This window comes from Pseudomonas abietaniphila (genome assembly GCF_039697315.1).
Lineage (GTDB): Bacteria > Pseudomonadota > Gammaproteobacteria > Pseudomonadales > Pseudomonadaceae > Aquipseudomonas > Aquipseudomonas abietaniphila_B.
The window spans coordinates 565,837-589,049 of the sequence record NZ_CP155619.1; the positions used below are offsets into that span (position 1 = coordinate 565,837).

At 63.5% G+C, this 23,213-nt stretch carries 8 protein-coding genes; 7 read left to right on the forward strand and 1 reads right to left on the reverse strand.

Annotated elements, in window-relative coordinates:
* Nucleotides 1-186: 186 nt before the first annotated feature.
* From ABDX87_RS02455 to ABDX87_RS02485, 7 genes are all read left to right on the forward strand, one after another.
* A complete protein-coding gene (locus tag ABDX87_RS02455) occupies nt 187-1,206 on the forward strand; it encodes an alpha/beta hydrolase (RefSeq protein ID WP_346831419.1) in 1,020 nt (339 codons plus the stop codon).
* A gap of 1,147 nt (nt 1,207-2,353) precedes the next feature.
* Nucleotides 2,354-3,595 carry an MFS transporter gene (locus tag ABDX87_RS02460; protein ID WP_346831420.1) on the forward strand — a complete coding sequence of 414 codons (1,242 nt, stop codon included), beginning with the start codon at nt 2,354-2,356 and terminating at the stop codon, nt 3,593-3,595.
* Nucleotides 3,596-3,712: 117 nt separating this feature from the next.
* Nucleotides 3,713-4,402, forward strand: coding sequence for a YoaK family protein (locus tag ABDX87_RS02465; RefSeq protein ID WP_346831421.1), 690 nt, complete (start codon nt 3,713-3,715; stop codon nt 4,400-4,402).
* 461 nt (nt 4,403-4,863) lie between these two features.
* Nucleotides 4,864-17,655, forward strand: a complete 12,792-nt coding sequence (locus ABDX87_RS02470) for a BapA/Bap/LapF family large adhesin (protein ID WP_346831422.1) — start codon at nt 4,864-4,866, stop codon at nt 17,653-17,655.
* Between the two features lie 69 nt (nt 17,656-17,724).
* Nucleotides 17,725-19,146 (forward strand): TolC family outer membrane protein, encoded by a 1,422-nt coding sequence (locus ABDX87_RS02475; RefSeq protein ID WP_346833683.1) that lies wholly within the window; start codon nt 17,725-17,727, stop codon nt 19,144-19,146.
* Nucleotides 19,143-21,302, forward strand: a complete 2,160-nt coding sequence (locus ABDX87_RS02480; RefSeq protein WP_346831423.1) for a type I secretion system permease/ATPase — start codon at nt 19,143-19,145, stop codon at nt 21,300-21,302. Before ABDX87_RS02475 ends, ABDX87_RS02480 begins: the two co-directional genes overlap by 4 nt.
* Complete coding sequence (locus ABDX87_RS02485) at nt 21,299-22,507, forward strand: HlyD family efflux transporter periplasmic adaptor subunit (protein WP_346831424.1); 1,209 nt, start codon at nt 21,299-21,301, stop codon at nt 22,505-22,507. Before ABDX87_RS02480 ends, ABDX87_RS02485 begins: the two co-directional genes overlap by 4 nt.
* Here the strand turns inward: ABDX87_RS02485 and ABDX87_RS02490 are convergent, their stop codons facing one another.
* Nucleotides 22,508-23,101 carry a trypsin-like peptidase domain-containing protein gene (locus tag ABDX87_RS02490; RefSeq protein ID WP_346831425.1) on the reverse strand — a complete coding sequence of 198 codons (594 nt, stop codon included), beginning with the start codon at nt 23,099-23,101 and terminating at the stop codon, nt 22,508-22,510.
* Nucleotides 23,102-23,213 lie beyond the last annotated feature (112 nt).

Below are 23,213 nucleotides of genomic sequence, written 5' to 3' on the forward strand. Positions count from 1 at the left end.
CGATGTTCGCTTGAGAACTGCCTCGCCCTTATAGTCCCCAAAAAGGAAACAATGAGTCTCTAATTAGGCCAATTGTTCCTCAATCTATTAGTCCGTACATTCACCTCCAAGCCAGCAAGCAGACAGCTCAACGAGCATCAGCGGCTACCCACGACTGACTCATTCGACCTAAAGGACTAAGACCTCATGAACGCCCTGAAAAAGACCCTGACCGCTACCCTCCTCGCGCTGTCCATCGGCAATGCTTTCGCCGCCGAAACTGCCGTGCCTGAGCATCAGACTCAAGCCTTCCTCAACGCCCTCGCGGCAGGTGGCGGACGCCCGCTGGAGCAAATGACGCCCAAGGATGCCCGTGCGGTGCTCACCGGTGCGCAAAACTCAGTGAAGGTAGACATGTCCGGCATTCAGGTCAGCGAGAAGACCATCAAGGCCGACAACCAGACCATCAAGCTGACGATCGTGCGTCCAGCAGGCGTCAAGGGTGACCTGCCGGTGTTCATGTATTTCCACGGCGGTGGCTGGGTACTCGGTGACTACCCGACGCATGCCCGCCTGATTCGCGATCTGGTGGTGGGCTCAGGCGCGGTGGCGGTTTACGTGGACTACACGCCTTCGCCGGAAGCGCATTACCCGACGGCGATCAATCAAGCCTATGCCGCGACCCGCTGGGTGGCTGAGCACGGTAAGGACATCAACGTCGATGGCTCAAGACTGGCCGTGGCCGGTAACAGCGTCGGCGGCAACATGGCCGCAGTGGTGGCGCTGATGGCCAAAGAGCAGAACACGCCGAAGCTGCGTTTCCAGTTGCTGCTGTGGCCGGTCACCGACGCGAACTTCGACACAGGCTCCTACCAGACGTACGCCGAGGGTCACTTCCTCACCAAAAACATGATGACCTGGTTCTGGGACAGCTACACCACCGACGCGAAACAGCGTGCCGACATTCACGCATCGCCTTTGCGTGCGACCACCGAGCAACTCAAGGGCCTGCCACCGGCGCTGGTGCAGACGGCCGGTCTGGATGTATTGCGTGACGAAGGCGAAGCCTATGCCCGGAAGCTGGATGCCGCTGGCGTCGATGTGACCGCGGTGCGCTACAACGGCATGGTCCACGACTATGGCCTGCTGAATCCGCTGAGCAACATTCCGGAGGTCAAGGCGGCGATGCGTCAGGCGGCAGGCGAGCTCAAGGCACACTTGAATTGATTGCCTGACCCGGCTGGCCGGCGAAGGCGGTGAGTCAATTGAGGACGACGTTGACTGACCTGCCGCATTCGCTGCCGTCGTAACCTCCGACGTCTCCCACAGGGACCGGGTAAACCCAGGACCTGTGGCTGGCGCAAGAGCTGTGGCAGACGCAGCACCCGTGGCTGCCGCAAGACCTGTGGTTGCCGCAGAACCTGTGGGAGCGAGCTTGCTCGCGAATGCGTTGGGGCAGTGACATCGATGGCGACTGACACACCGCATTCGCTGCCGTCGTAACCTCCGACGTCTCCCACAGGGATCGGGTAAACCCAGGACCTGTGGCTGCCGCAAGACCTGTGGCAGACGCAGAACCTGGGACTGCCGCAAGAGCTGTGGTTGCCGCAGAGCCTGTGGGAGCGAGCTTGCTCGCGAATGCGTTGGGGCAGTGACATCGATGGCGACTGACACACCGCATTCGCTGCCGTCGTAACCTCCGACGTCTCCCACAGGGACCGGGTGAACCCAGAACCTGTGGCTGGCGCAAGACCTGTGGCAGACGCAGAAGCCGCAAAATCTGTGGCTGCCGCAGAACCTGTGGGAGCGAGCTTACTCGCGAATGCGTTGGGGCAGTGACATCGATGGCGACTGACACACCGCATTCGCTGCCGTCGTAACCTCCGACGTCTCCCACAGGGATCGGGTAAACCCAGAACCTGTGGCTGGCGCAAGAGCTGTGGCAGACGCAGAACCCGTGGCTGCCGCAAGAGCTGTGGTTGCCGCAGAACCTGTGGGAGCGAGCTTGCTCGCGAATGCGTTGGGGCAGTGACATCGATGGCGACTGACACGCCGCCTTCGCTGCCGTCGTAACCTCCGACGTCTCCCACAGGGACCGGGTGAACCCAGAACCTGTGGCTGCTGCAAGACCTGTGGCAGACGCAGAACCTGGGACTGCCGCAAGAGCTGTGCAGACGCAGAACCTGGGGCTGCCGCAAAATCTGTGGTTGCCGCAGACCCTGTGGGAGCTGCTGGAGGTTACGACAGTGGCGAATACGGTGCTTCAGACACTGCAACGCTGGCTGACTGGACACCGCAATCAAACGCACATCGGTTCAAGGCTTTTTCTCCTGTGCACCGTAACGTCATGACTGACACCCTTGAGGCAACTGAAATGAGCCATACCTCCCGCACATGGGGCCGCAAAAGCAGTTTCTGGGTGGCCGCCGCCGTGGTTGTCCATACCCTGTGGACCAGCGCCGCCCCTGCCATGATGTACCCGCTTTACGCGCACCAATGGCAACTGACACCGACCGTGACCACGCTGATTTTTGCGGTGTTCCCGGTGTTCGTGGTGGCGACGCTGATTGCCTTGGGCGACCTCTCCGATTACATCGGCCGCCGTGCCGCGATGCTGTGGGGACTGACGGCGTCGTTGATCGGCGTGCTGCTGTTTGCGGTCGCGCCAGATGTCACTTGGTTGCTGGTGGGTCGGGCGTTCATGGGCATCGGCGTCGGGCTCTCCGCAGGCCCTTCAGCGGCCGCTGTGGTGGAATTCAGCGCACCGGGCAAAGCCAAACTTGCCGGCGCCATTACCACCGCCGCGCAGGCATTCGGTCTAGCGGCGGCACTGATCATGGGCGGCGGGTTGATTCAATACGCGCCCTTCCCCACCCGTTTGAGCTTCTGGGTGCTGGTGGTGGTGCTGGTCGCCACGCTGGCCGGCGTCTGGCACCTGCCGCGTCACACCAAGGCTGAAAGCAGCAAACGCTGGTCATTGAAACTGCCGCAGATTCACAAGCCGTTGCGCCGCGTTTTTCTGGTGTCGGTGAGTGCGGTGCTCAGCGCCTACTCAGTGGGCGCGACCATGTTGTCGCTGGGCTCGCAAATTGCCCATGACCTGATCGGCTCCAGCAATGCGCTGGTCAACGGCGGCGCGATTTCGCTGTTCGCCATTCTGGTGGGTTTCACCGGGATCGTTGCCAAACGCTTCACTTCAAAGCTGTCGATCATTGCCGGCGCGAGTCTCTCCATCGCCAGCCTGTTGTTGCTGATGCTGGCGACGGCGACCCATGCGCTGCCGGTGTTCCTGTTGTCCAGTGCCGCCAGCGGCGCCGGTTACAGCCTGTTGTTCATGGGCGGCTTGAACCTGATCAACGCCCATGCCCCGATGCACCACCGAGCCGGAACGCTGTCGGCGCTGTTTCTGGTGGCGTACCTGATGCAAGGCGTGGTTGCGATGCTGCTGGGCCGCGCGGCGACGGCCTGGGGCCTTGATCTGGCGATCGATGTGGGCTCGCTGGCGCTGGCCGGATTGAGTCTTGGGGCCATGCTGCTGGCGATCTATGTGCGGGAGCCGCAAAAACAAGCCGCAGACCAGCCGGCGTCCAGCGCTCAACCTGAAGCCGAGCGTTGATTGATCGAGCAGCAGGCACCTTAAGTAGCGAGTTTGTTCGCGAGGGTCAGCATCCCCATTGCCTGACCGCGTCCCGCGAATGAATTCGCCTTTGCGGCGATCTCACGGAGGTTCAAAATGCCCACGATTCACCGTTCCATGGCCCCGGCCCTCAGCTTCAATGGCGGCTTTGTCGACACCATCGGCTTTCTCGCCCTGCAAGGCCTGTTCACGGCTCACGTGACCGGCAACTTCGTGACCCTCGGCGTCAGCATCGTCCACGGCACTTCAGGCGCGCTGGCCAAACTCCTGGCATTACCGGTGTTCGCCGTGGTGGTTGGCCTGAGTCACATCGCCGCCGTTTCGATCAACCGGCGTGGATTGACACCCCTGCGACCGCTGCTGATCCTGCACACGCTCTTACTCGCCCTGTTCGGCGCATTGGCGATCGGGTTGGGGCCGTTCAGCGATGGCGACAGCGCCTCGGCGTTGATCACCGGCATGACCGGCGTGGCCGCCATGGCGATCCAGAACGCCATTTCGCGTCAGCACCTCAAAGGCGCGCCGCCTACCACCCTGATGACCGGGAATGTCACCCAAGGCGCTATCGATGTGTTCGCGCTGATCGGTTTACGCGACGAGCAAGAACGCAGTGTGATCAAACAGCGGCTCAAGCCCATCGCGCTGAACCTGCTGGGCTTCACCGTCGGCTGCATCGGTGCTGCGCTGTTGTATCTGGCGATAGGTCTGTGGTGCCTGGCTGTGCCGGTGCTGGTTGCAATCTGGACGTGCGTCAGGACATTTGGCAGCAATGACAGCCTGAGTTGAATCCCGTCTCACCCTCCCCGCGTTACCGCCGCAGCGAACCTGCATGGACAAGACGGCCGACGCCCTTCATGGCGTTGCGCCGTCAAGGCCGCTGTCACCCGCTCCGGGGCGACAGTTTCAGTAACAAGCCCATCCAGATGAATACATCGACGTTTCACCTCCTACCTTATGACTAGTACCCCCTATACCCCGACGACCGGTACGCAATCCAATCAAGCGCTGTTATCTGATAGTTATCAGCGTATTAACGCTGCCAATGGTTATAAAGAACGGGATTTGTCAATTTAACTGACATTGAAACCCGTGGGATCCAATCTAGGTTTCTAATCAAACGGATAACCGCAGACGAATAAAAACAATGCTCACTTTGAGGGTCGTGAGGCCCGAAGAGCGGCGGCAAGTTACATGGAACTGCTGCGCGGTTGTTGTCCCGAAGCGAAAATGGAATCAGGGTCACTGAAATGGAAAACATCGTCGTCGCTGACAAAGCAACTTCTCAGCTCACTGCCACTACCTGGGGCGATCTGGCCCTCAATCACCCCTCTGTCGTTCAGATGCCTGTTGCGCCTGACCGGGTTGCCTCGGCGAGCCGCAGTGGACAGGACCTGGTGGTCAATCTCAAGAATGGCGAACACATCAAGGTCGCCAACTTCTTCAATACCGGACCGGACGGCGTCCACAGCGACATGGTGTTTCAAGGCGACGACGGCGCGCTGTGGCAAGCCCAGTACGACGCGCAAGTGTTCAAGGGCTTTACTTTCGAAGAAGTCTCTTCCATTGACGAGTTGATTGCCGGTGCCGGTGTCGTGGGCAGCGCTACGCCTACTTGGGCGATTGCCGGATTGGGGTTGCTCGGCGCGGGCGGCGCTGCTGCGGCAGCAGGTGGAGGCGGTGGTGGAGGCGGCAGCGGAGGTGGCGCCGCGTCCCCCGATACGACAGCGCCCGATGCCCCCACAGGACTCGGCTTGTCCGCTGACGGTCTGTCGTTGAGTGGCCTGGGCGAAATAGGGTCGCGAGTCACCGTGTACGATGCCGCCGGGAACGTGCTGGGCTCCGGAACGGTAGGCAGCGACGGCCGTTTTCAGGTCGTTCTCAATGCACCGCAGACCAATGGGCAAGCACTGGATGTGACGCTGACCGACGCAGCCGGGAACGTCTCGACGCCAGGCTCCGTAACCGCGGTGGACACTACTGCCCCCAACGCACCCGGTAATCTGACGTTATCAGCAGACGGTCAGTCTCTGACCGGCACCGGCGAACCTGGCAGTAACGTGATCATCCGCGATGCAGCGGGCAACGTCCTGGGCACTGCTGTGGTGGGCAGCGACGGAACCTTCCAGGCCGTGCTCAATGCGCCACAAACCAATGGGCAGACGCTGGACGTCACCCTCACCGACGCAGCCGGGAACGTCTCGACGCCAGGCTCGGTGACCGCGGCAGACACCACTGCGCCTGCGGCACCAGGCAGTCTGGCTGTCAATGCGAATGGCACTGCCCTGAGCGGCACCGGTGAGGCCGGTGCAACGATTCAGGTACGGGCAGCAAATGGCACCTTGCTTGGAACCGCTACGGTTGCCGCTGATGGCACGTTTAACGTGACATTGAATCCCCCGCAGACCGATGGCCAATCGTTAACGGTCATCGCCATCGATGGGGCGGGTAACAGCTCGGCACCGGCCCAGGCCCAGGCGCCCGATACGGACGTCACGACACCGGGCAATGGCGATGTCACGGCACCGGACTCCCCTACAGGTGTCGCGATAAGCGGCAGCGGCGCACTGGTCAGCGGACACGGCGAAGCAGGCAGCACCGTCAACATCATCGACGCCAACGGCGTGTTGCTGGGGACCGGCATCGTCGGCGCTGACGGCACCTTCAGTGTCGGGCTGAATCCCGCGCCGCATAACGGTCAGGTCCTGCAGGTGACCCTGACTGACGCGGCCGGCAACGTCTCTTCAAATGTGCCGCTGCAGGCGCCCGACACCACCGCTCCGGCGCAGCCGGGCACGCTCGTCCTGTCGGCGGACGGCTTGACGCTGACCGGTGTCACCGAAGCTGGCGCACGGGTGCTGGTTCGCGATGCCTCAGGCGCGGTGATCGGATCGGCACGCGCCGGTCTGGATGGCACGTTCAGCGTGACGTTGTCGAGTGCCCAGACCAATGGCGAACACCTGGACGTCAGCGCCACTGACGCCGCCGGCAACACATCCTCCACGCCACTGACAGCCGCCGACACCACCGCCCCCGATCAGGTCACCAACGTGGTGATCAGCGCCAACGGTGCGCTGCTGTCTGGCAATGGCGAAATCGGGGCAACCGTCACCGTGCTTAACGCAGGCGGAACGGCAATCGGCACCGGTACTGTCGGCGCTAACGGCACGTTTCTGATCACGCTGACCAGCGCGCCAACCCCTGGCGAGCAACTGCAGATTATCCAGACCGATGCCGCAGGCCATCCTTCGCCGGCGCTCGACGTGACCGCACCCGATAACGCCGGGCCGGCGACGCCTGGAAACCTCGCGCTGGATGCGACCGGAGCGCAACTGACGGGCACCGGAACGGCCGGAAATCTCATCGAGGTACGTGATGCCCAAGGCAACGTGCTGGGAAGCACAGTGGTCGGGAACGACGGCACCTTTACCCTGACACTTACGACACCGCAGGCCAACGGTGAAGTGCTCAATGTCATCGCCACCGACAGCAGTGGCGAAAGCTCGGTGAGCGTACCGTTGACAGCGCCGGACATCACCGGGCCGCTGGCTGCCACTGATCTCGCCGTGGCGCAGGACGGCCTTTCGGTCACCGGTCGTGGCGAGCCTGGAGCAACGATCACCATCAGCAACGCTCAGGGTACTGTGCTCGGCACCGGCACCGTCTCTGCGACCGGCGCGTTCTCCGTGGTCCTGAATGCCGCGCAGACCAACGGTCAGGCGTTGCAGGTCGTGCTGACGGATGCCGTTGGAAATCCTTCGGCTTCGGCCCCCGTGGTTGCCGGGGATCTGGACGGGCCGCTGCAGCCTGATGGTCTCTCGCTCAGCAGCAATGGGACGTTACTCAGCGGTCACGGTGAAGCGGGATCGAGGATCACCGTCACCGACGCCAACGGTAACGTGCTCGGCACCGCCAGCGTCGCCGCCGACGGTTCATTCAGCGTGACCCTCAGCAGTGCGCAGAATAACGGGCAGACGTTATTGATCACCGCCAGCGACAGCGCCGGGAACCCTGCGGCACCGGTTCCCTTCACAACGCCCGATACCCAGGCACCGGCGGCGTTGACCAACGTTGCGCTGGATACATCGGGCGTTGTGCTCACGGGTACGGGCGAACCCGGTGCTGCTGTGACCGTGCGTGATGCACTCGGCACCGTGATCGGCTCGGGAAGTGTCGGGCCAAACGGCACCTTTACGCTCAACCTCACCACAGCGCAAACCGACGGGCAGTTGCTGCAGGTCACCCAGACCGACGTCGCGGGCAATCCGTCCACACCGGTGCCGGTCAATGCGCCTGACTTGAGCGTGCCTGCGCCGGTGACCAACGTCGACATCTCTGCCAATGGTGCGGTGGTCACCGGTAATGGTCAGATTGGCGCGACGGTGACGGTGACCGATGCCTCTGGCAATGCATTGGGCACAGCGGTGGTGGGCGCAAACGGGCGCTTCGAGGTCACGCTTTCCAGCCCGCAGATCAACGGCCAGGTGTTGAATGTGAGTCAGGCGGACGGTTCGGTGACCCCATCGACGCCAGTGCCTGTCGATGCCCCGGACATTCAGGCACCCGACGCGCCTGGCAACCTTACCCTGGACAACGCAGGCGTTCTGCTGAGCGGGCAAGCCGAGCCGGGTGCGACCGTGTACGTGCGGGATCAGAGTGGCAACCTGTTGGGCACTGCCACGGCAGATACCACAACCGGTGCCTTCCAGGTGACGCTGTCGCCCGCTCAGAGCAATGGTCAGACGGTACAGGTCACACAAACCGATACGCATGGAAACCTGTCGGCTTCTGCCCCGCTGACCGCACAGGACACAACGCCTGCCGATGCGCCGAGCAACGTGGCGATCACTGCGGACGGACATTATGTTTCGGGCAACGGCGTCGCCGGCGACACCATCGAAGTCCGCAGCGCGAACGGCACGCTGCTCGGGACAGCCGTGGTCGCAGCAAACGGCAGCTTCACCGTCACCCTGACCAGCCCTCAACAAAACGGCGAAACGCTGAATGTGACGCAGGTCGACGCCAGTCAGATCCCTTCGGCTGCGAACAGCGTTACCGCCCCTGACATTACCGCGCCGCTTGCGCCCACTGACCTGGCCGTCGACGCCAACGGCGTATTGACCGGCACCACCGAAGCCGGCGCCACCGTCAACGTGCTGGATGCCAACGGCAACCTGCTGGGCACGACAACGGCCGGGCCAAACGGCGGGTTCACCTTTAACCTGCCAGGCACACTCACTAACGGTCAGTGGGTGCAGGTCGTCGTTTCCGACGGCACCCATGACTCACTCCCGGTCAGCACTCAGGCGCCCGACACCACGCCCCCGCCCCCAGTGGCCAACCTCGCCGTCAGCCCGGACGGCTCTCAGGTGTCCGGTACCGGCGAGCCGGGAACCACCATCACCATCACCGCTCCCGGCAATGTGGTGATCGGGACTGGCGTTGTCGGGAACGACGGTGTCTTCGTCATCGGTCTGAACCCACCTGCGCAAAACGGCAGCATCAGCACGGTCATCAGCACGGACAGCAGCGGCAACCCCTCCACGGCGGTCCCCCTGCCCGGTCCTGACGGTACTCAGGTGGCCACGCCCACGGACCTGGCCATCAGCAGCGACGGCTTTACCCTGACCGGTGCCGGCACGCCTGGTACCACGGTCAATGTCCTTGCGGCAGACGGGACGAATCTGGGATCAGGCACCGTCAACAGCCTGGGTCGCTTCACCATCTTCATGCGCTTCGCCCAGCTGAATGCACAGACCTTGCACGTCACTGCCAGCGACGCCAGTGACCACAACTCGGTACCCGGCACGGTGGTTGCCGCTGACTCGACAGCGCCTGACGCACCCTCGGACCTGACCATCAACGCCAACGGCAGCGCGGTGACGGGCAAAGGTGAAGTCGGTGCTACCGTCACGATTACCGACAGTAGCGGCAACGTCTTGGGTACAGGCGTGGTTGCCAGCACCGGTAACTTCAGCATTGTCCTCAACCCTGCTCAGCTCAACGCGCAACCCCTGACGGCGACCCAAAGCGATGCGGCGGGTAACAGTTCGCAACCGGGCAGCGTGATCGCGCCGGACCTGCAAGCACCGAATGCCGCGACCGGTTTGTCCATCAACAGTGTCGGGACCGTGATCAGTGGCCAGGGTGAAGCGGGCGCCACCGTCACCGTTCGCGATGCGGCGGGCAACGTGCTGGCGACCGGAATCGTCGACCAGAGCGGCCAGTTCCAGGTGACGTTGCCGAACGCACAGACCAGCGGCGCGGCGTTGCAGGTCACCCTCACCGATGCGGCGGGCAACACCTCGCCGCAGAGCAACCTGAACACGGTAGACACCACACCACCGGCCCTCGTCCAGAACCTCAACATCAGCGCCAGCGGCAGCACGCTCACCGGCACCGGTGAAGTGGGCGCGACGGTGCGTGTCACCGACAGCAGCGGCACGCTGCTGGGCACCGGTATCGTGGCGGCGGACGGTTCATTCAGCATCACCCTCTCCCCGGCGCCGAACAACGGCCAGACCCTGGACATCAACCAGGTCGACCCCAGCGGCAACGCATCCCCGTCAGTCACCTTGCAGGCGCCTGACATCAGCCCGCCTGCGGCGCTGACTCAAGTCGCGGTCAATGGTGACGGCCTGACCGTCACAGGCCATGGCGAGCCGGGAGCCACCGTTTCGGTGCGCGGCGTGGACGGCACCTTGCTCGGCACCGGTCTGGTCGGGGCGAACGGTTCATTCAATCTCACACTCAGTTCGCCACAGATCAATGCTCAGGTGCTCACCGTCACCCAGGAAGACCCACCGGGCAACGTCTCCACTGCCGTGAATGTGGTATCGGTCGACCTCACAGCGCCTGATGCCCCGGCGGCCTTGAGCCTTAATGGCGCTGGCCTGCAACTGACCGGTAACGCCGAGGCCGGCAGCACCGTCATCGTGCGCGATGCCTCTGGCGGGATAATCGGTACCACCACTGCGGCCGCCAACGGAACGTTTCAGGTCACGCTTGGTTCGCCGCAACTCAATGGTCAGGCGCTGACCGTGACCGCCACTGATGCGGCAGGCAATGTGTCGACTTCGGCAGCCTATGTGGCGGGTGACACCACAGCCCCGCTGGCGGTGAGCAATCTGGCCGTCACGGCGGACGGTCTGTCACTGGCCGGTCACGGTGAAGCGGGCGCGACCGTGGTGGTGCGCGACGCCAGCGGAAACCAGTTGGGCACTGCAACCGTCAATGCCAATGGCAATTTCAGCCTGTCACTGACACCGGGCGCCTCAGCCGGCACCGTGCTCAATGTCATCCAGACCGACGCGGCGGGTAACGCATCGCCGCAAGCCGCCGTCACCGCGCCGGGCAATCTGGCGGAACCGGCACCGGCCAATCTCGCCTTGAGTGCCGACGGTCTTACCTTGACAGGTACCGCCACGGCCGGCAGTACGGTGAGCATACGCAGCCCATCCGGCACCTTGCTGGGGACCGCGCTGGTCGCCAGTGACGGTACGTTCAGCGCCACGCTGGGTACGCCGCAACTCAATGGCGAGCAACTGTCGGCGACCGCGACGTCGAGCGACGGCATCAATTCCTTGCCCACCGGTTACACCGCCGCAGACATCACCGCCCCGGCGCCACTGAGCAACCTTGTGCTGACCGCCGACGGCGCGGTGCTTACCGGCCATGGCGAAGCAGGCTCGACTGTGACGGTGATGGGCGCTGGTGGCGTGATTCTGGGTAACGCACTGGTCGCCGCCAACGGCACCTTCAGCCTGACGCTCACCACGCCGCAAATTGCAGGGCAAACACTGAACCTGAGCCAGACCGATGCGGCCGGGAACGAATCCACCAGCGTGAACCTTGTGGCAAGGGACCTCGTTGCGCCCGATGCGCCGGCCGCGCTGGCGGTCAGCAGCGACGGCAGCGTGCTCTCCGGGACCGGGGAAGCAGGCGCGACGGTCAACGTCTTCAGTGCCTCCGGCGCATTGTTGGGGTCCGGTAGCGTCCGGCTCGACGGCAGCTTCCAGATCACCCTCACAACCCCTCAGGCCAACGGTCAGACGCTCGCTGTCACCCTGACCGATGCCGCCGGGAATACCTCGGCCACCACCAACCTGGTCGCCGTCGACACCACCGCTCCCGCCGCACTCACCCAATTGGGCATCTCCAGCGACGGCGCTACGTTGACCGGACATGGCGAGGCCGGTGCAACGGTGACCGTCACCGACTCGGACGGCACCGTACTGGGCACGGTCGTGGTAGGCAGCACCGGGACATTTACCCTCGTCCTGGCCAACCCGCTGACCAATGCCGAAGTGCTGACGCTGGTGCAGACGGACACCACAGGCAACGTGTCGCCCACTGCGACCCTGGTAACGCCGGACTTCACGCCGCCTGACCCTCTGGCCAACGTCGACATCAATGCGGCGGGCGCGGTGGTGACCGGTAGCGGTGAGCCCGGGGCGACGGTCACCGTCAAAGACCCTGCCGGTAATGTGCTCGGCACCAGCGTGGTGTTGGCCGATGGCTCGTTCAGCGTCACCTTGAGCACACCGCAGATCAACAACCAGATCCTCAGCGTGCAGCAGGCCGACCCTCCGGGCAACGTCAGCGCAGCAGTGCCGGTGACCGCGCCTGACCTGACGCCTCCTCCAGTGCCGACGCAACTGCTGTTCAACGCAGACGGCGGCGTGCTGAGTGGCAGCGGCGAAGCCAACACGACCGTGCGTATCACGCTGGCTGATGGCACTCAGGTCGGCACCGGTTCGGTCGACGCCAGCGGACATTTCCTGATAACGCTCACGCAAGGACAAACCAACGGCGAGCAAGTCTTCGTGGTGCTCACCGATGCCAAAGGCAATGTGTCGGCGGCGGGCACTCTGTTCGCTCCGGATACCACCGCGCCGAACGCAGTGGCCAACCTGACGATCGATGATGCAGGCCGAGTCGTCAGCGGCACCGGTGAAGCAGGCGCGGCCATCGTCGTCAGCGACGCGGCGGGTAATGTTCTCGGTACTGCAACGGTCAGCGCGGGCGGCACCTTTACGCTCACGCTTTCGGTGCCTCAGCTCAATGGCGAGACGCTTTCGGTCATTCAACGGGACACGGCCGGGAACCCTTCGACACCCGCGACCATCGACGCGCCGGACATTACGGCGCCTGCCCTGCCCGTCGTCACCGGGCTGAGTGCCGATGGCGTGACCCTGACCGGCACCGGGGAAGCCGGGGCAACGATCCTGGTGACCAGTGCAACCGGCGCAGCGCTCGGCACTGCGACGGTCAATCCGGACGGTACATTCAGCGTCACCTTGGGATCACCCCAGCTCAACGGGCAGGTGCTCACCCTGACGCAGACCGATGTGGCCGCCAACGTCTCCGGCAACGTCACCTATCCAGTGCCGGACGTGACCGATCCAGCGCCGGTTGGCAACCTCGCCGTCAGCTCGAATGGCCTGGTCCTGACGGGTACAGGAGAAGCTGGCGCCACCGTGACAGTTTCCTTCCAGGGCGTCTCCCTGGGCTCTGCAACCGTTGCGGCCGACGGCACGTTCAGCGTCGACCTGTCGACGGCTCAGCTCAACGGTCAATTGCTGTCAGTGGTTCAGGTGGATGCCGGGACCAACGATTCAGCGCCAGTCACCGTCAATGCCCCGGATATCACTGCCCCTCTGCTGCCAACTGTCACCGAACTGACGGGGGGGACTGTACTGACCGGCACCGCCGAGGCAGGCAGCACCGTGACCGTGACGTCGGCAAGTGGCGTGTTGCTGGGGTCGGCCACAGCGCTGGCTGACGGCACCTACACCGTCAATTTGAATGCATCACAGACCAACGGCGAGACCCTGTTGGTGACGGCGACCGATGCCTCGAGTAACACATCGGTCACACTGGGCTTTGTTGCGCCCGACACCACCGATCCGGACCCGGTCAACACGCTGTCGATCAACCCGGATTACACCCAACTCGCCGGTCGTGGCGAAGTCGGCGCGACCGTGACGGTCAGCGTCAACGGTGCGGAGGTCGGGACCGGGACCGTGGGGGCCAACGGCACCTTTGTCATCAACCTGACCGGCGTCGCTGCCAATCAGACACTGTCCGTTGTTCAGACCGATGCCGCGGGCAATGACTCCACCGCCTCCACGCTCGTGGTGCCCCTCACACCTCCACCGGGTGCTCCGGACAACCTGGTCCTTACGCCAGACGGCGTGACACTGACCGGGACCGCAGCCAGCGGTGCCACCATCAACGTGTACAACGCGAACGGCACTCAAGTGGGCACAGGCACCGCAGGCATCGACGGCACCTTCACGGTGACGCTCAGCCCGGCGCAAACCAATGGCCAGATTCTGGACGTCACGGCGAGCACGGTGCTCGGTGGTTCTTCCGTGCCGAGCGAGGTCACGGCGGGCGACACCACGGCGCCGGTGCCGCTGACCGATCTGGCCATCAACGCGACGGGAACGACCGTCACTGGACGCGGCGAAGTCGGCGCGACGGTCACCATCACCTCCGCAAACGGAACGGCGCTGGGAACCGCTGTGGTCGGCGCAAACGGCACCTTCAGCGCGCAACTCAACAGCGCTCAAGCCAATGGACAAATCCTTAACGCGTTCCAGACAGACCCCGCAGGTAATCCGTCGACCACGCTGAATGTCACGGCGCCGGATATCACCGCGCCGAGTGCGCCCTCCGCGCTCGGCCTGAATGGCACCGGTCTGCTGTTGACGGGCCTGGGTGAGGCCGGCGCCACGGTGACCGTGCGCAGCGCGGCAGGCCTGGTGCTGGGCACCGGAATCGTGGCGGCGAACGGCACCTTCTCGGTGACGCTGAACACCGCACAACTCAACGGCCAGCCGTTGACCGTGAGTCAGGCCGATGCTGCTGGCAACGTCTCGGCATCGACGGGTTTGAACGCAACCGACACCACCCCGCCGGCCGGGTTGAGCAACCTCGCGCTCAACGCCGGTGGCTTGCAACTGAGCGGAACCGGCGAGCCGGGTGCGACCGTCAGCGTGACCAACGCCGCAGGCCAGGTGCTGGGCACCGCGCTGGTGGGTGCCGGTGGCAGCTTCACCGTGCAACTGTCCAGCGCGCAGCTCAACGGGCAGTCACTCAACGTGCAACAGGCGGACCCTGCCGGAAATCTCTCGCCTGTTACGAATCTGGTTGCCGCCGATATACAAGCGCCCACCGCCCCGACCGGCCTGACACTGGCGGCCAATGGTCTGACGGTGAGTGGCAGCGGCGAAGCGGGCGCGACGGTCAACGTCTACAGCGCGGGCGGCGCGTTGCTGGGCACCGGCACCGTGGGCAGCGGCGGGACGTTCAACTTCAACCTGACTTCGGCCGCGCAACTGGACGGGCAGCCGCTGACGGTTCGTCTGGTGGACGGCGCGGGCAATGTCTCCGCGGCGGGCAGCCTGACAGCGCCCGACACCACCGCGCCCGGCGCGCCAACCGGTGTTGCCATCAACGGCAGCGGTACCGTGTTGACGGGACTGGGTGTAGCAGGCTCGACCGTGACCGTACGCAGTGCGACAGGCGTTGTTCTCGGCACAGGCACCGTGGCAGCCAACGGCAGTTTCTCGGTCGCCCTGGCCGCTGCGCAGATCGACAACCAGGTACTGACCGTGACCCAGGCCGACCCGACCGGAAACGTCTCGGTATCGGCGACGGCAATCGCACCGGACCTGACCGCTCCCGTCGCGCCGACCACGCTGCTGGTCAGCGGCGACGGTCTGACGGTCAGTGGCACCGGGGAGGCCGGCTCCACGGTGACCATCAAGTCCGCCAGCGGCACCGTGCTCGGCACAGCGGTCGTTGGCAGCACCGGGGTGTTCAGCGTCGGGCTCAATGCGGCGCAGATCAACGGTGAGAAATTGTCCGTCAGCCTCACCGACACCCATGGCAACGTGTCGGTAGCGACCGTCGTCACGGCGCCCGATATCGACGTCAACGCGCCCGTGGTGGCCAGCGATAATCTGGCCACCGCCACGGTGATCATCGCGCCGGTCAAGGTCACGCAGAACTTCTCCGACTCTTTTGCCACCCTGCTGTCCGGCTTCTCGAAAACCTTCACCTTCACCGTCGCCAGCGGCACCAGCGTCGACCCAACGCTGACCCTGACCACGGGCAGCCTGGTCTCGTTGCTCGACGGCGTTTCCTACACGCTGCAAGTCAAGAGCGCCAGCGGCGCCTGGGTCACGCTGGACGTCAATGGCAGCGGTGGACTGCTCGACCTGATCGCCATTGCCGGTCAGGGTGTGCGGGTCAATATCGGCGACCTGCTGGGGGGCGACTATCGCCTGATCGTGGCCAGCTCCGGGATCGGATTGCTGACCACCGTCACCACTCAACTGCAACTGGATATCACCAGCCTGACGCAGTTCACCGGAACGGCCGGTGCTGCGATCACCGGCAACGTGATCAGCGACGTCGGCACCGACGGTCAGGTCGACCAGACCGGCCCTGACCAGGGCGCCTTGCTGCAGATCCAGAAAAACGGCAGCTATGTGGCGGCAGGGGGCGGCACGACCGTGCAGGGCCTGTACGGCACGCTGACCATCGACGCCAGCGGCAACTACAGCTACAAACCCAATGGCAGCCTGAGCAGCGTCGGCAAAGTGGATGTCTTCAACTACCAGCTGGTGCACGCGAACGGCCTGAGCGACACCGCCACGCTGTACGTTCGCATCGACAGTCCACAAGCGGCCGAGATCTGGAGCAACACCAACCTCGCCAGTCCGGCCTTGCTGGTGGACGCCACCAACGATATCGCCCACACGGGCATCACGCTGGTCAACCAGGAGACCACCACCAACTCGGCCTTGGGCAGCTTCAGCGTTTTGCTGGGCGGCAGCAGCGGTACCTACACGACAAGTGTCGGGGCCAATACCGTCAGTGACCTCACGGTCGTGGTCAACGCCAGTAATCTGTTGAGCCTGCTGAGTTCGGTGACGGTCAGTCTGTACAAGCTCAACACGGCCACCGGCCAATATGTGCTGGTGAAAAGCTACGGCGGCGGCTCGCTGCTCAACCTGGGGGGTGGCAACTACGGCATCCAGTTCGACGATCAAACCTCCGGCAGCTATCAGGTCAAAGTGGCCGTTGGCGGTCTGGGAGTGGGGAGCACGATCAACACCAGCCTTATCAACGTCGCCACCTCGACTAACCAGTTCGTGGTAGGCAGTTACACCCCTGTGGCGGGCAACCTGCTCACTGACACAGCGGGTGCCGGTGCAGACGTACTCGGCTCGGCCTACACCGTGCTGAGCGTGCAGCAGGGCGGGACGTTCGTTACGCCGGGCTACAACGGCACGACCCTCGTGGGCACCTACGGTTCGTTACTGGTGCATGCCGACGGCAGCTACGTCTACACACTCAATCCCGGTCAGAGCAGTGCGGTCATCGGGCACCAGGATGTGTTCACCTATCAGCTGACCCATCCCAATGGCAGCACGGATACCGCTACGTTGACCGTGGACCTGGACGCGGCCGGCGCCGTGGCCAGCACGTCCTTTGCGGCTCTGGCCAGCGTCGATGATCACAGCGCCGCGTCTCTGGCGACAACGGCCGCCGTTGCGGGCACCGAGCTGATTCAGGGCACCGACGGCAACGACACCCTCGACGGGTCCCACGGCGGCGCCGTGACCCTGCAAGGCGGTGCCGGTAACGACACGCTGATCATCGGCGACCAGCACTTTGCGTCAGTGGACGGCGGTACCGGCACCGACACGCTGCTGTGGGCCGGTGGCGACGCGACGATCAATCTGGGCGATCTGCAGAGCCGGATTCACAACATCGAAGTGCTGGACCTGAACCACACCAGCGCCGTCGCGCTGACGGTAAACCTGGCGGATCTGGTGGCGATCACTTCATCTGACAACAACACCCTGCTGATCAAGGGCGACAGCAAGGACAGCGTACACATGACCGACACCTGGGTGGCCGACGGCACCCACCAGGCGGACGGCATCGACTACACCCAATACACACCGCAGGAGGACCCGAGTCACCATTTGTGGGTACAGAACGGCATTCAGGTTGTTTGATATCCAGGGAAGTCTGACCGCAGTCAGTAAGGAAACCATGTGAAGTTAGTGCGCCGTCACCCATGGCCGATGGTCCTGCTGACCATCGGCTTGCAGCACATGATCAACCTGCCCGCCTGGGCAGACGAATACATCGATCCGGGGCTGCGCAGCATCAGCCCTTCCCGGCTGCAACAGCAACCGGGGGACAAACAACCGCAGCCCCGTAGCGGTAAATCGCCCGTCGCCGCTGTACCAGGCAAGGAGGACACACAGACACTGGGCCTCGAACAGGCCGTGAGGCTGGCAGTGGACTGGCACCCCAGCATTAGCGAGGCCATCGGCACGCTGTATCAGCAGGCCGAAGGCATTAACGTGGCCGAGGCCGGTTATTACCCGCAGATCGCCGGCGGCATCAAGGGCGGGTACAACAGTGGCTATGGCAGTGACGCCAGCAGCCAGTCGGTGAGCATTTCCCTGAAGCAGATGCTGTACGACTTCGGCAAGGTTTCAAATGCTGTCGAGGCGGCCCGGGCCAAGGCCGCACGCAGTCAGGCGAGCATTCTGCTGGCGATCGATCAAGTCGTTCGGGACACCGCCTTCGCGTATGTAGAGGTTCAGCGCTATCAGCGTTTGATCGACATTGCCCGCCAGCAGATTCAAGGGATTGGCGGGATTGTCGATCTGGCAAAACAGCGCAGCGACATGGGCGCCAGTACCCGCTCCGATGTGGTTCAGGCACAGTCCCGCGCCGAGGGCGGCATGGCGACCTTGCAGGAGTACAAGGCGCAATACGCGCGGTGGCAGGCGACGCTTGGCAATCTTCTGGGGCGACAGACGTCTCCGCAAGTGACGGACGCCTTCCCGGACTCGCTGAATCAGTCCTGCAACACACCCGTGATTACCGATGCCCTGCCCGCCGTGCTGCAGGCAGCCGCCCAGCGCACCCAGGCCCAGGCCGAACTCGCTCAGGCCAAGGCCGAGGCGTATCCGACGCTGTCGCTGGAGCCCTCGTTCAACCAGTACCTGGACAACAATTACAACAATCAGAACCCGGCCATCGACCGTACTCAGGTCGGGATTTTCCTCAATCTCGAAGTGCCCATTTACCAGGGTGGCGCCATCAGTGCCCGCAGCCGGGCTGCCGGTTATGCGCTGACCGCTGCCGATTCCGCCGAAGACGCCGCTCGCTTACAGGCGCGCCAGGGCTTGAGCGAATCTCAGGCCCAGACGTCCGGCCTGACACGTCGTCTCAACTCACTGGAGTTTCGCGAAACCACGATAAAGGAAGCCCGTGAGCTGTACGGCAAGCAATACCTTGAGCTCGGCACGCGCCCCTTACTGGATCTGCTCAATGCCGAGCAGGAGATTCACCAGTCGCGCTTCGATCTGGCCAACACTCAAGCCGACCTGCGCCGCCTGCAAATCGATTGTCTGTACAACAGTGGCGCGTTGCGCCGGGCATTCGGTATCGATCACAGCACCATCCAGCATGTGGAGATCCTGCCATGACCGATCCCATCGTCATCGCTCAACCTGTGCAGGCCGACGCGGCGCGTCAGGATTATTCGCCCTGGCTGGAGGCCGTGCTCAAAGTCGCACGGCATTACCGACTGGACGTGTCGCCGGAAAGCGTGCGCCTGGCGTCGATCCACAGCGAGGGCCGGGTCGAGGAAGTAGTCCGGCACATGGCGCGTCAGGCCGGGCTCAGCGTCAAGTTCGCCGATTACGACCACAAAAGCCTGAGCCGCTGGCGCACGCCGCTGGTGGTGCAATTGCAGGACGGCCAGGTCGGGGTCATCGAAAGCGTCAGTGAAACCGGCGAGCTGGGCATTGCCTACAGCGGCGACCAAGGCCTGCAAAGCCGCATCGAACCCGCTGCTCTGGCCGACCAGGCCGTGCGCACCGTAATTCTGCGTCCGATCCAGCCGCTGAGCGATGTGCGCACCAACGATTACATCAAACCCTACGACGAGCACTGGTTCAGACGCATCGTGCTCAGCGACCTGCGCCCCTACAGCCAGGTCATGCTCGCCTCACTGGTGGCCAACCTGCTGGGCATGGCCGGCGTGCTGTTTTCGATGCAGGTCTATGACCGGGTGATTCCCGCGGAATCGCTGCCGACCCTGTACGTGCTGTTCGGCGGTGTGATGCTGGCGCTGCTGTTCGATTTCGTGATGCGCATCATGCGCCTGCGCATTACCGACATTCTCGGCAAACGCGCCGACTTGCGGGTTTCCGATCTGGTCTTCGGCCACGCTCTGCGTCTGCGCAATTCGGTGCGCCCAAAATCCACCGGCTCGTTCATCTCGCAGTTGCGTGAGCTGGAGCAAATCCGCGACCTGATCACGTCCAGCACCGCCACGGCCCTGGCCGACATGCCGTTCTTCTTCCTGTTTTTGCTGGTGTTCTACCTGATCGGCGGCCCCTTGGTGCTGATTCCCCTGCTCGCGCTGGTCGCCATGGTAGTGCCGGGCATTCTGGCGCAACACCGGTTGGCGAAACTGGCCAACGAATCGATGCGCGAAGCTGCGTTGCGCAACGCGATGCTGGTGGAAAGCGTTCAAGGCATGGACGACATCAAGGCCTTGCAGGCCGAGCAGCGTTTCCAACAGCAGTGGAACCACTACAACGCCGCCTCCGCCGACAGCAGCCTGCGGCTGCGTACGTTAACCAACAGTTTGGTGACCTGGACCCAGAACGTTCAGGGCGGCGTCTTCGCGGTGGTCATCGTGTTCGGTGCGCCGATGGTGATTGCCGGCGACCTCACCACCGGCAGCCTGGTGGCGGCGTCGATCCTGTCGTCGCGGATGATGGGCCCTATGGCACAACTGACCCATGTGTTGACCCGCTGGCAGCAGGCCAAGGTCGCGTTGCAGGGGCTGAACCGGATCATGCAGATGCCGGTGGATCATCCCGAAGGCAGCCAGCGCGTGCACCTGCCCGCGATTCGCGGCGAGTACCGGATGCGTCAATCGGGTTTTCGTTACAGCGAAGAGTCATCGCCAGCGCTGAGCAATATCGACCTGAAGATACGCCCCGGCGAACGGATCGCCATTCTCGGCCGTAACGGCGCAGGCAAGTCGACCCTGCTTCAGGCACTGGCCGGCGCCATGGACCTGAGTACGGGCGAAACCACACTGGACGGCATCGCCCTCGCCCACATCGACCCCGCCGACCTGCGTCGCGACGTCGGCCTCATGTCGCAGCAGGCGCGGCTGTTTCACGGCACTCTGCGCGACAACATTACCCTCGGCGCCGGCCAGGCCAGCGATCAGGAAATCATCGCGGCGCTCGCCGTCACCGGCGCACTGGATTTCGTGCGGCAGATGCCCAAGGGCATGGACCACCTGATTCTCGAAGGTGGCCTGGGGCTGTCGGGCGGGCAACGCCAGAGCCTGCTGCTTTCGCGGCTGTTGATCCGTCAACCGCAGGTCCTGTTGCTGGACGAACCCACCGCCTCGCTGGACGACATCACCGAGCGCCTGCTGCTGGAAAAACTCGCGACCTGGTGCACCGGCAGAACGCTGGTCGTCGCCACTCACCGGGTCAGCGTGCTGCAACTGGTGGAGCGCATCATCGTGCTGGACAACGGCCGGATCGTGATCGATGACCACCGCGACGCCGCACTCGCGCGCTTGCGGCAACCCCAAGGAGCACAGGCATGAAAGCGTTGACGGCCGAACACGCGCCGAGGTTGCCGGACCCGATCACCTACCTGGACGGTCGCGACGAGCGCAGCATTGCCGGGGGCGTCCGTGTCATCTGGGGCTGCGCAGTGATGATCGCGTGCTTCCTGGCCTGGGCGGCCTGGTTCGACGTGGTCGAAGTGTCGACCGGCACCGGCAAGGTGGTCCCCAGTTCCCGGGAGCAAGTGATCCAGTCCATGGAAGGCGGCATCATTAAGGAAATGAACGTCACTGAAGGTTCGCTGGTGGAGCGCGGCCAGGTGCTGGCTCAGCTCGATGCGGTGAAAACCGAATCCAACGTGGGGGAAAGCGAAGCCAAATATCGGGCGGCACTGGCCAGCGTCAATCGGCTGCAGGCGGAAGTCAGTGAAAAACCGCTTTCGTTCGACGCTTCGCTCAAGGGCTTCCCCGAACTCGTCCGCGCCGAAACCGAGCTGTACACCACCCGGCGCAAGGGTCTGCAGGACACACTGGACGGCATCCAGAGTTCACTGAAACTGGTGCGCAGCGAGCTGGAGATCACCGAGAACCTGGCAAAGATCGGCGCGTCGAGTCGGGTTGAAGTGCTGCGTTTGAACCGGCAGCGCTCGGAGCTTGAACTCAAGGCCACCGAAGCCCGTTCCGATTACATGGTGCGCGCACGCGAAGACTTGGCCAAAGCCAACGCCGAAGCGCAGATGTTGGTCGCGGTGATTCGCGGACGTAACGACTCACTCGCCCGTCTGACTTTGCATTCGCCGGTGCGCGGCATCGTCAAGGACATCGAAGTCACCACCCTTGGCGGCGTGGTTCCACCGAACGGGAAACTGATGCAGATCGTGCCGCTGGACGAACAACTGCTGATCGAAGCGCGAATCTCACCGCGCGACATCGCCTTCATTCACCCGGATCAGGAAGCCAAAGTGAAGATCACTGCCTACGACTACTCGATCTACGGCAGTCTCGACGGCAAGGTCGTGACCATCTCCCCGGACACCATCCAGGACGAGGTCAAACCCGAAATCTTCTACTACCGCGTTTACATCCGCACGGACTCCGATGTACTGCGCAACAAGGCCGGCAAAACGTTCGCCATCGTGCCCGGCATGATTGCCACGGTGGATATCCGCACCGGCCAGAAGACGGTGCTGGATTACCTGATCAAGCCACTGAACCGTGCCCGCGAAGCGTTGCGCGAGCGTTGATCAACGACTGGCAAGATGCGGCGGCGCGGTCACCGGCCTGGCCTGCGCCAGGTAACGGCCCCACTCGCGATTGATCTCGGCATAGGGCAGAAAAATGCTGACCCGAGGCTGGTTGGCAAGGTCGGGACGTTTGAGTGCGGCCAGATCGCTGGACGACAGGAACGCCACGGTGATCCCGACAACCTTGCCATCGGCGGCGAACACCGGCCCGCCCGACATGCCTTTGGCAACCGGGCCATCATGGGTGCCATAGAGCACGTTGCCCTCTTTGGTGTCCAGACGCACCATCGCTGGCAAGGCATGACCACTGCCCTTCACCGACATGTACAGCGAGTTGTAACCCACCGCCGTCACCGCCTCGCCGGGGGTGTATCCACGCCAGAGTGGAACGCCATTGGCCTTGTGCCGGAAAAACTGGATGTCCCCCTGCCCTTGGTAAACCGACCCGGAGACGTAGGGAATATGCTTGACGGTGACGGCGTATTCTTCATTCCACTGCACCGCCGTGCCCATCAGCATGTAGGGAAGCGGTCCGCCGGAGTGGACGACGAACGCTTGGTCGTAGACTGGATCCTGGTTAAAAGCGACTGGCATTCCATTGCACCCGCTGAGCAGCACTGAGGCCGCAACAAGTGACTTTAGGGGGCGCATTTTGCACACGGGGAGTGAGTTGTAGACGGCGCCAATATGTCATTGAGCCATCACT

Excerpts from the sequence above, each read along its gene's own strand:
- ABDX87_RS02460 (WP_346831420.1), top strand. The coding sequence starts at position 2,354 with ATGAGCCATACCTCCCGCACATGGGGCCGCAAAAGCAGTTTCTGGGTG.
- ABDX87_RS02485 (WP_346831424.1), top strand. The coding sequence starts at position 21,299 with ATGAAAGCGTTGACGGCCGAACACGCGCCGAGGTTGCCGGACCCGATC.
- ABDX87_RS02465 (WP_346831421.1), top strand. The coding sequence starts at position 3,713 with ATGCCCACGATTCACCGTTCCATGGCCCCGGCCCTCAGCTTCAATGGC.
- ABDX87_RS02455 (WP_346831419.1), top strand. The coding sequence starts at position 187 with ATGAACGCCCTGAAAAAGACCCTGACCGCTACCCTCCTCGCGCTGTCC.
- ABDX87_RS02480 (WP_346831423.1), top strand. The coding sequence starts at position 19,143 with ATGACCGATCCCATCGTCATCGCTCAACCTGTGCAGGCCGACGCGGCG.
- ABDX87_RS02470 (WP_346831422.1), top strand. The coding sequence starts at position 4,864 with ATGGAAAACATCGTCGTCGCTGACAAAGCAACTTCTCAGCTCACTGCC.
- ABDX87_RS02490 (WP_346831425.1), bottom strand. The coding sequence starts at position 23,101 with ATGCCAGTCGCTTTTAACCAGGATCCAGTCTACGACCAAGCGTTCGTC.
- ABDX87_RS02475 (WP_346833683.1), top strand. The coding sequence starts at position 17,725 with ATGGTCCTGCTGACCATCGGCTTGCAGCACATGATCAACCTGCCCGCC.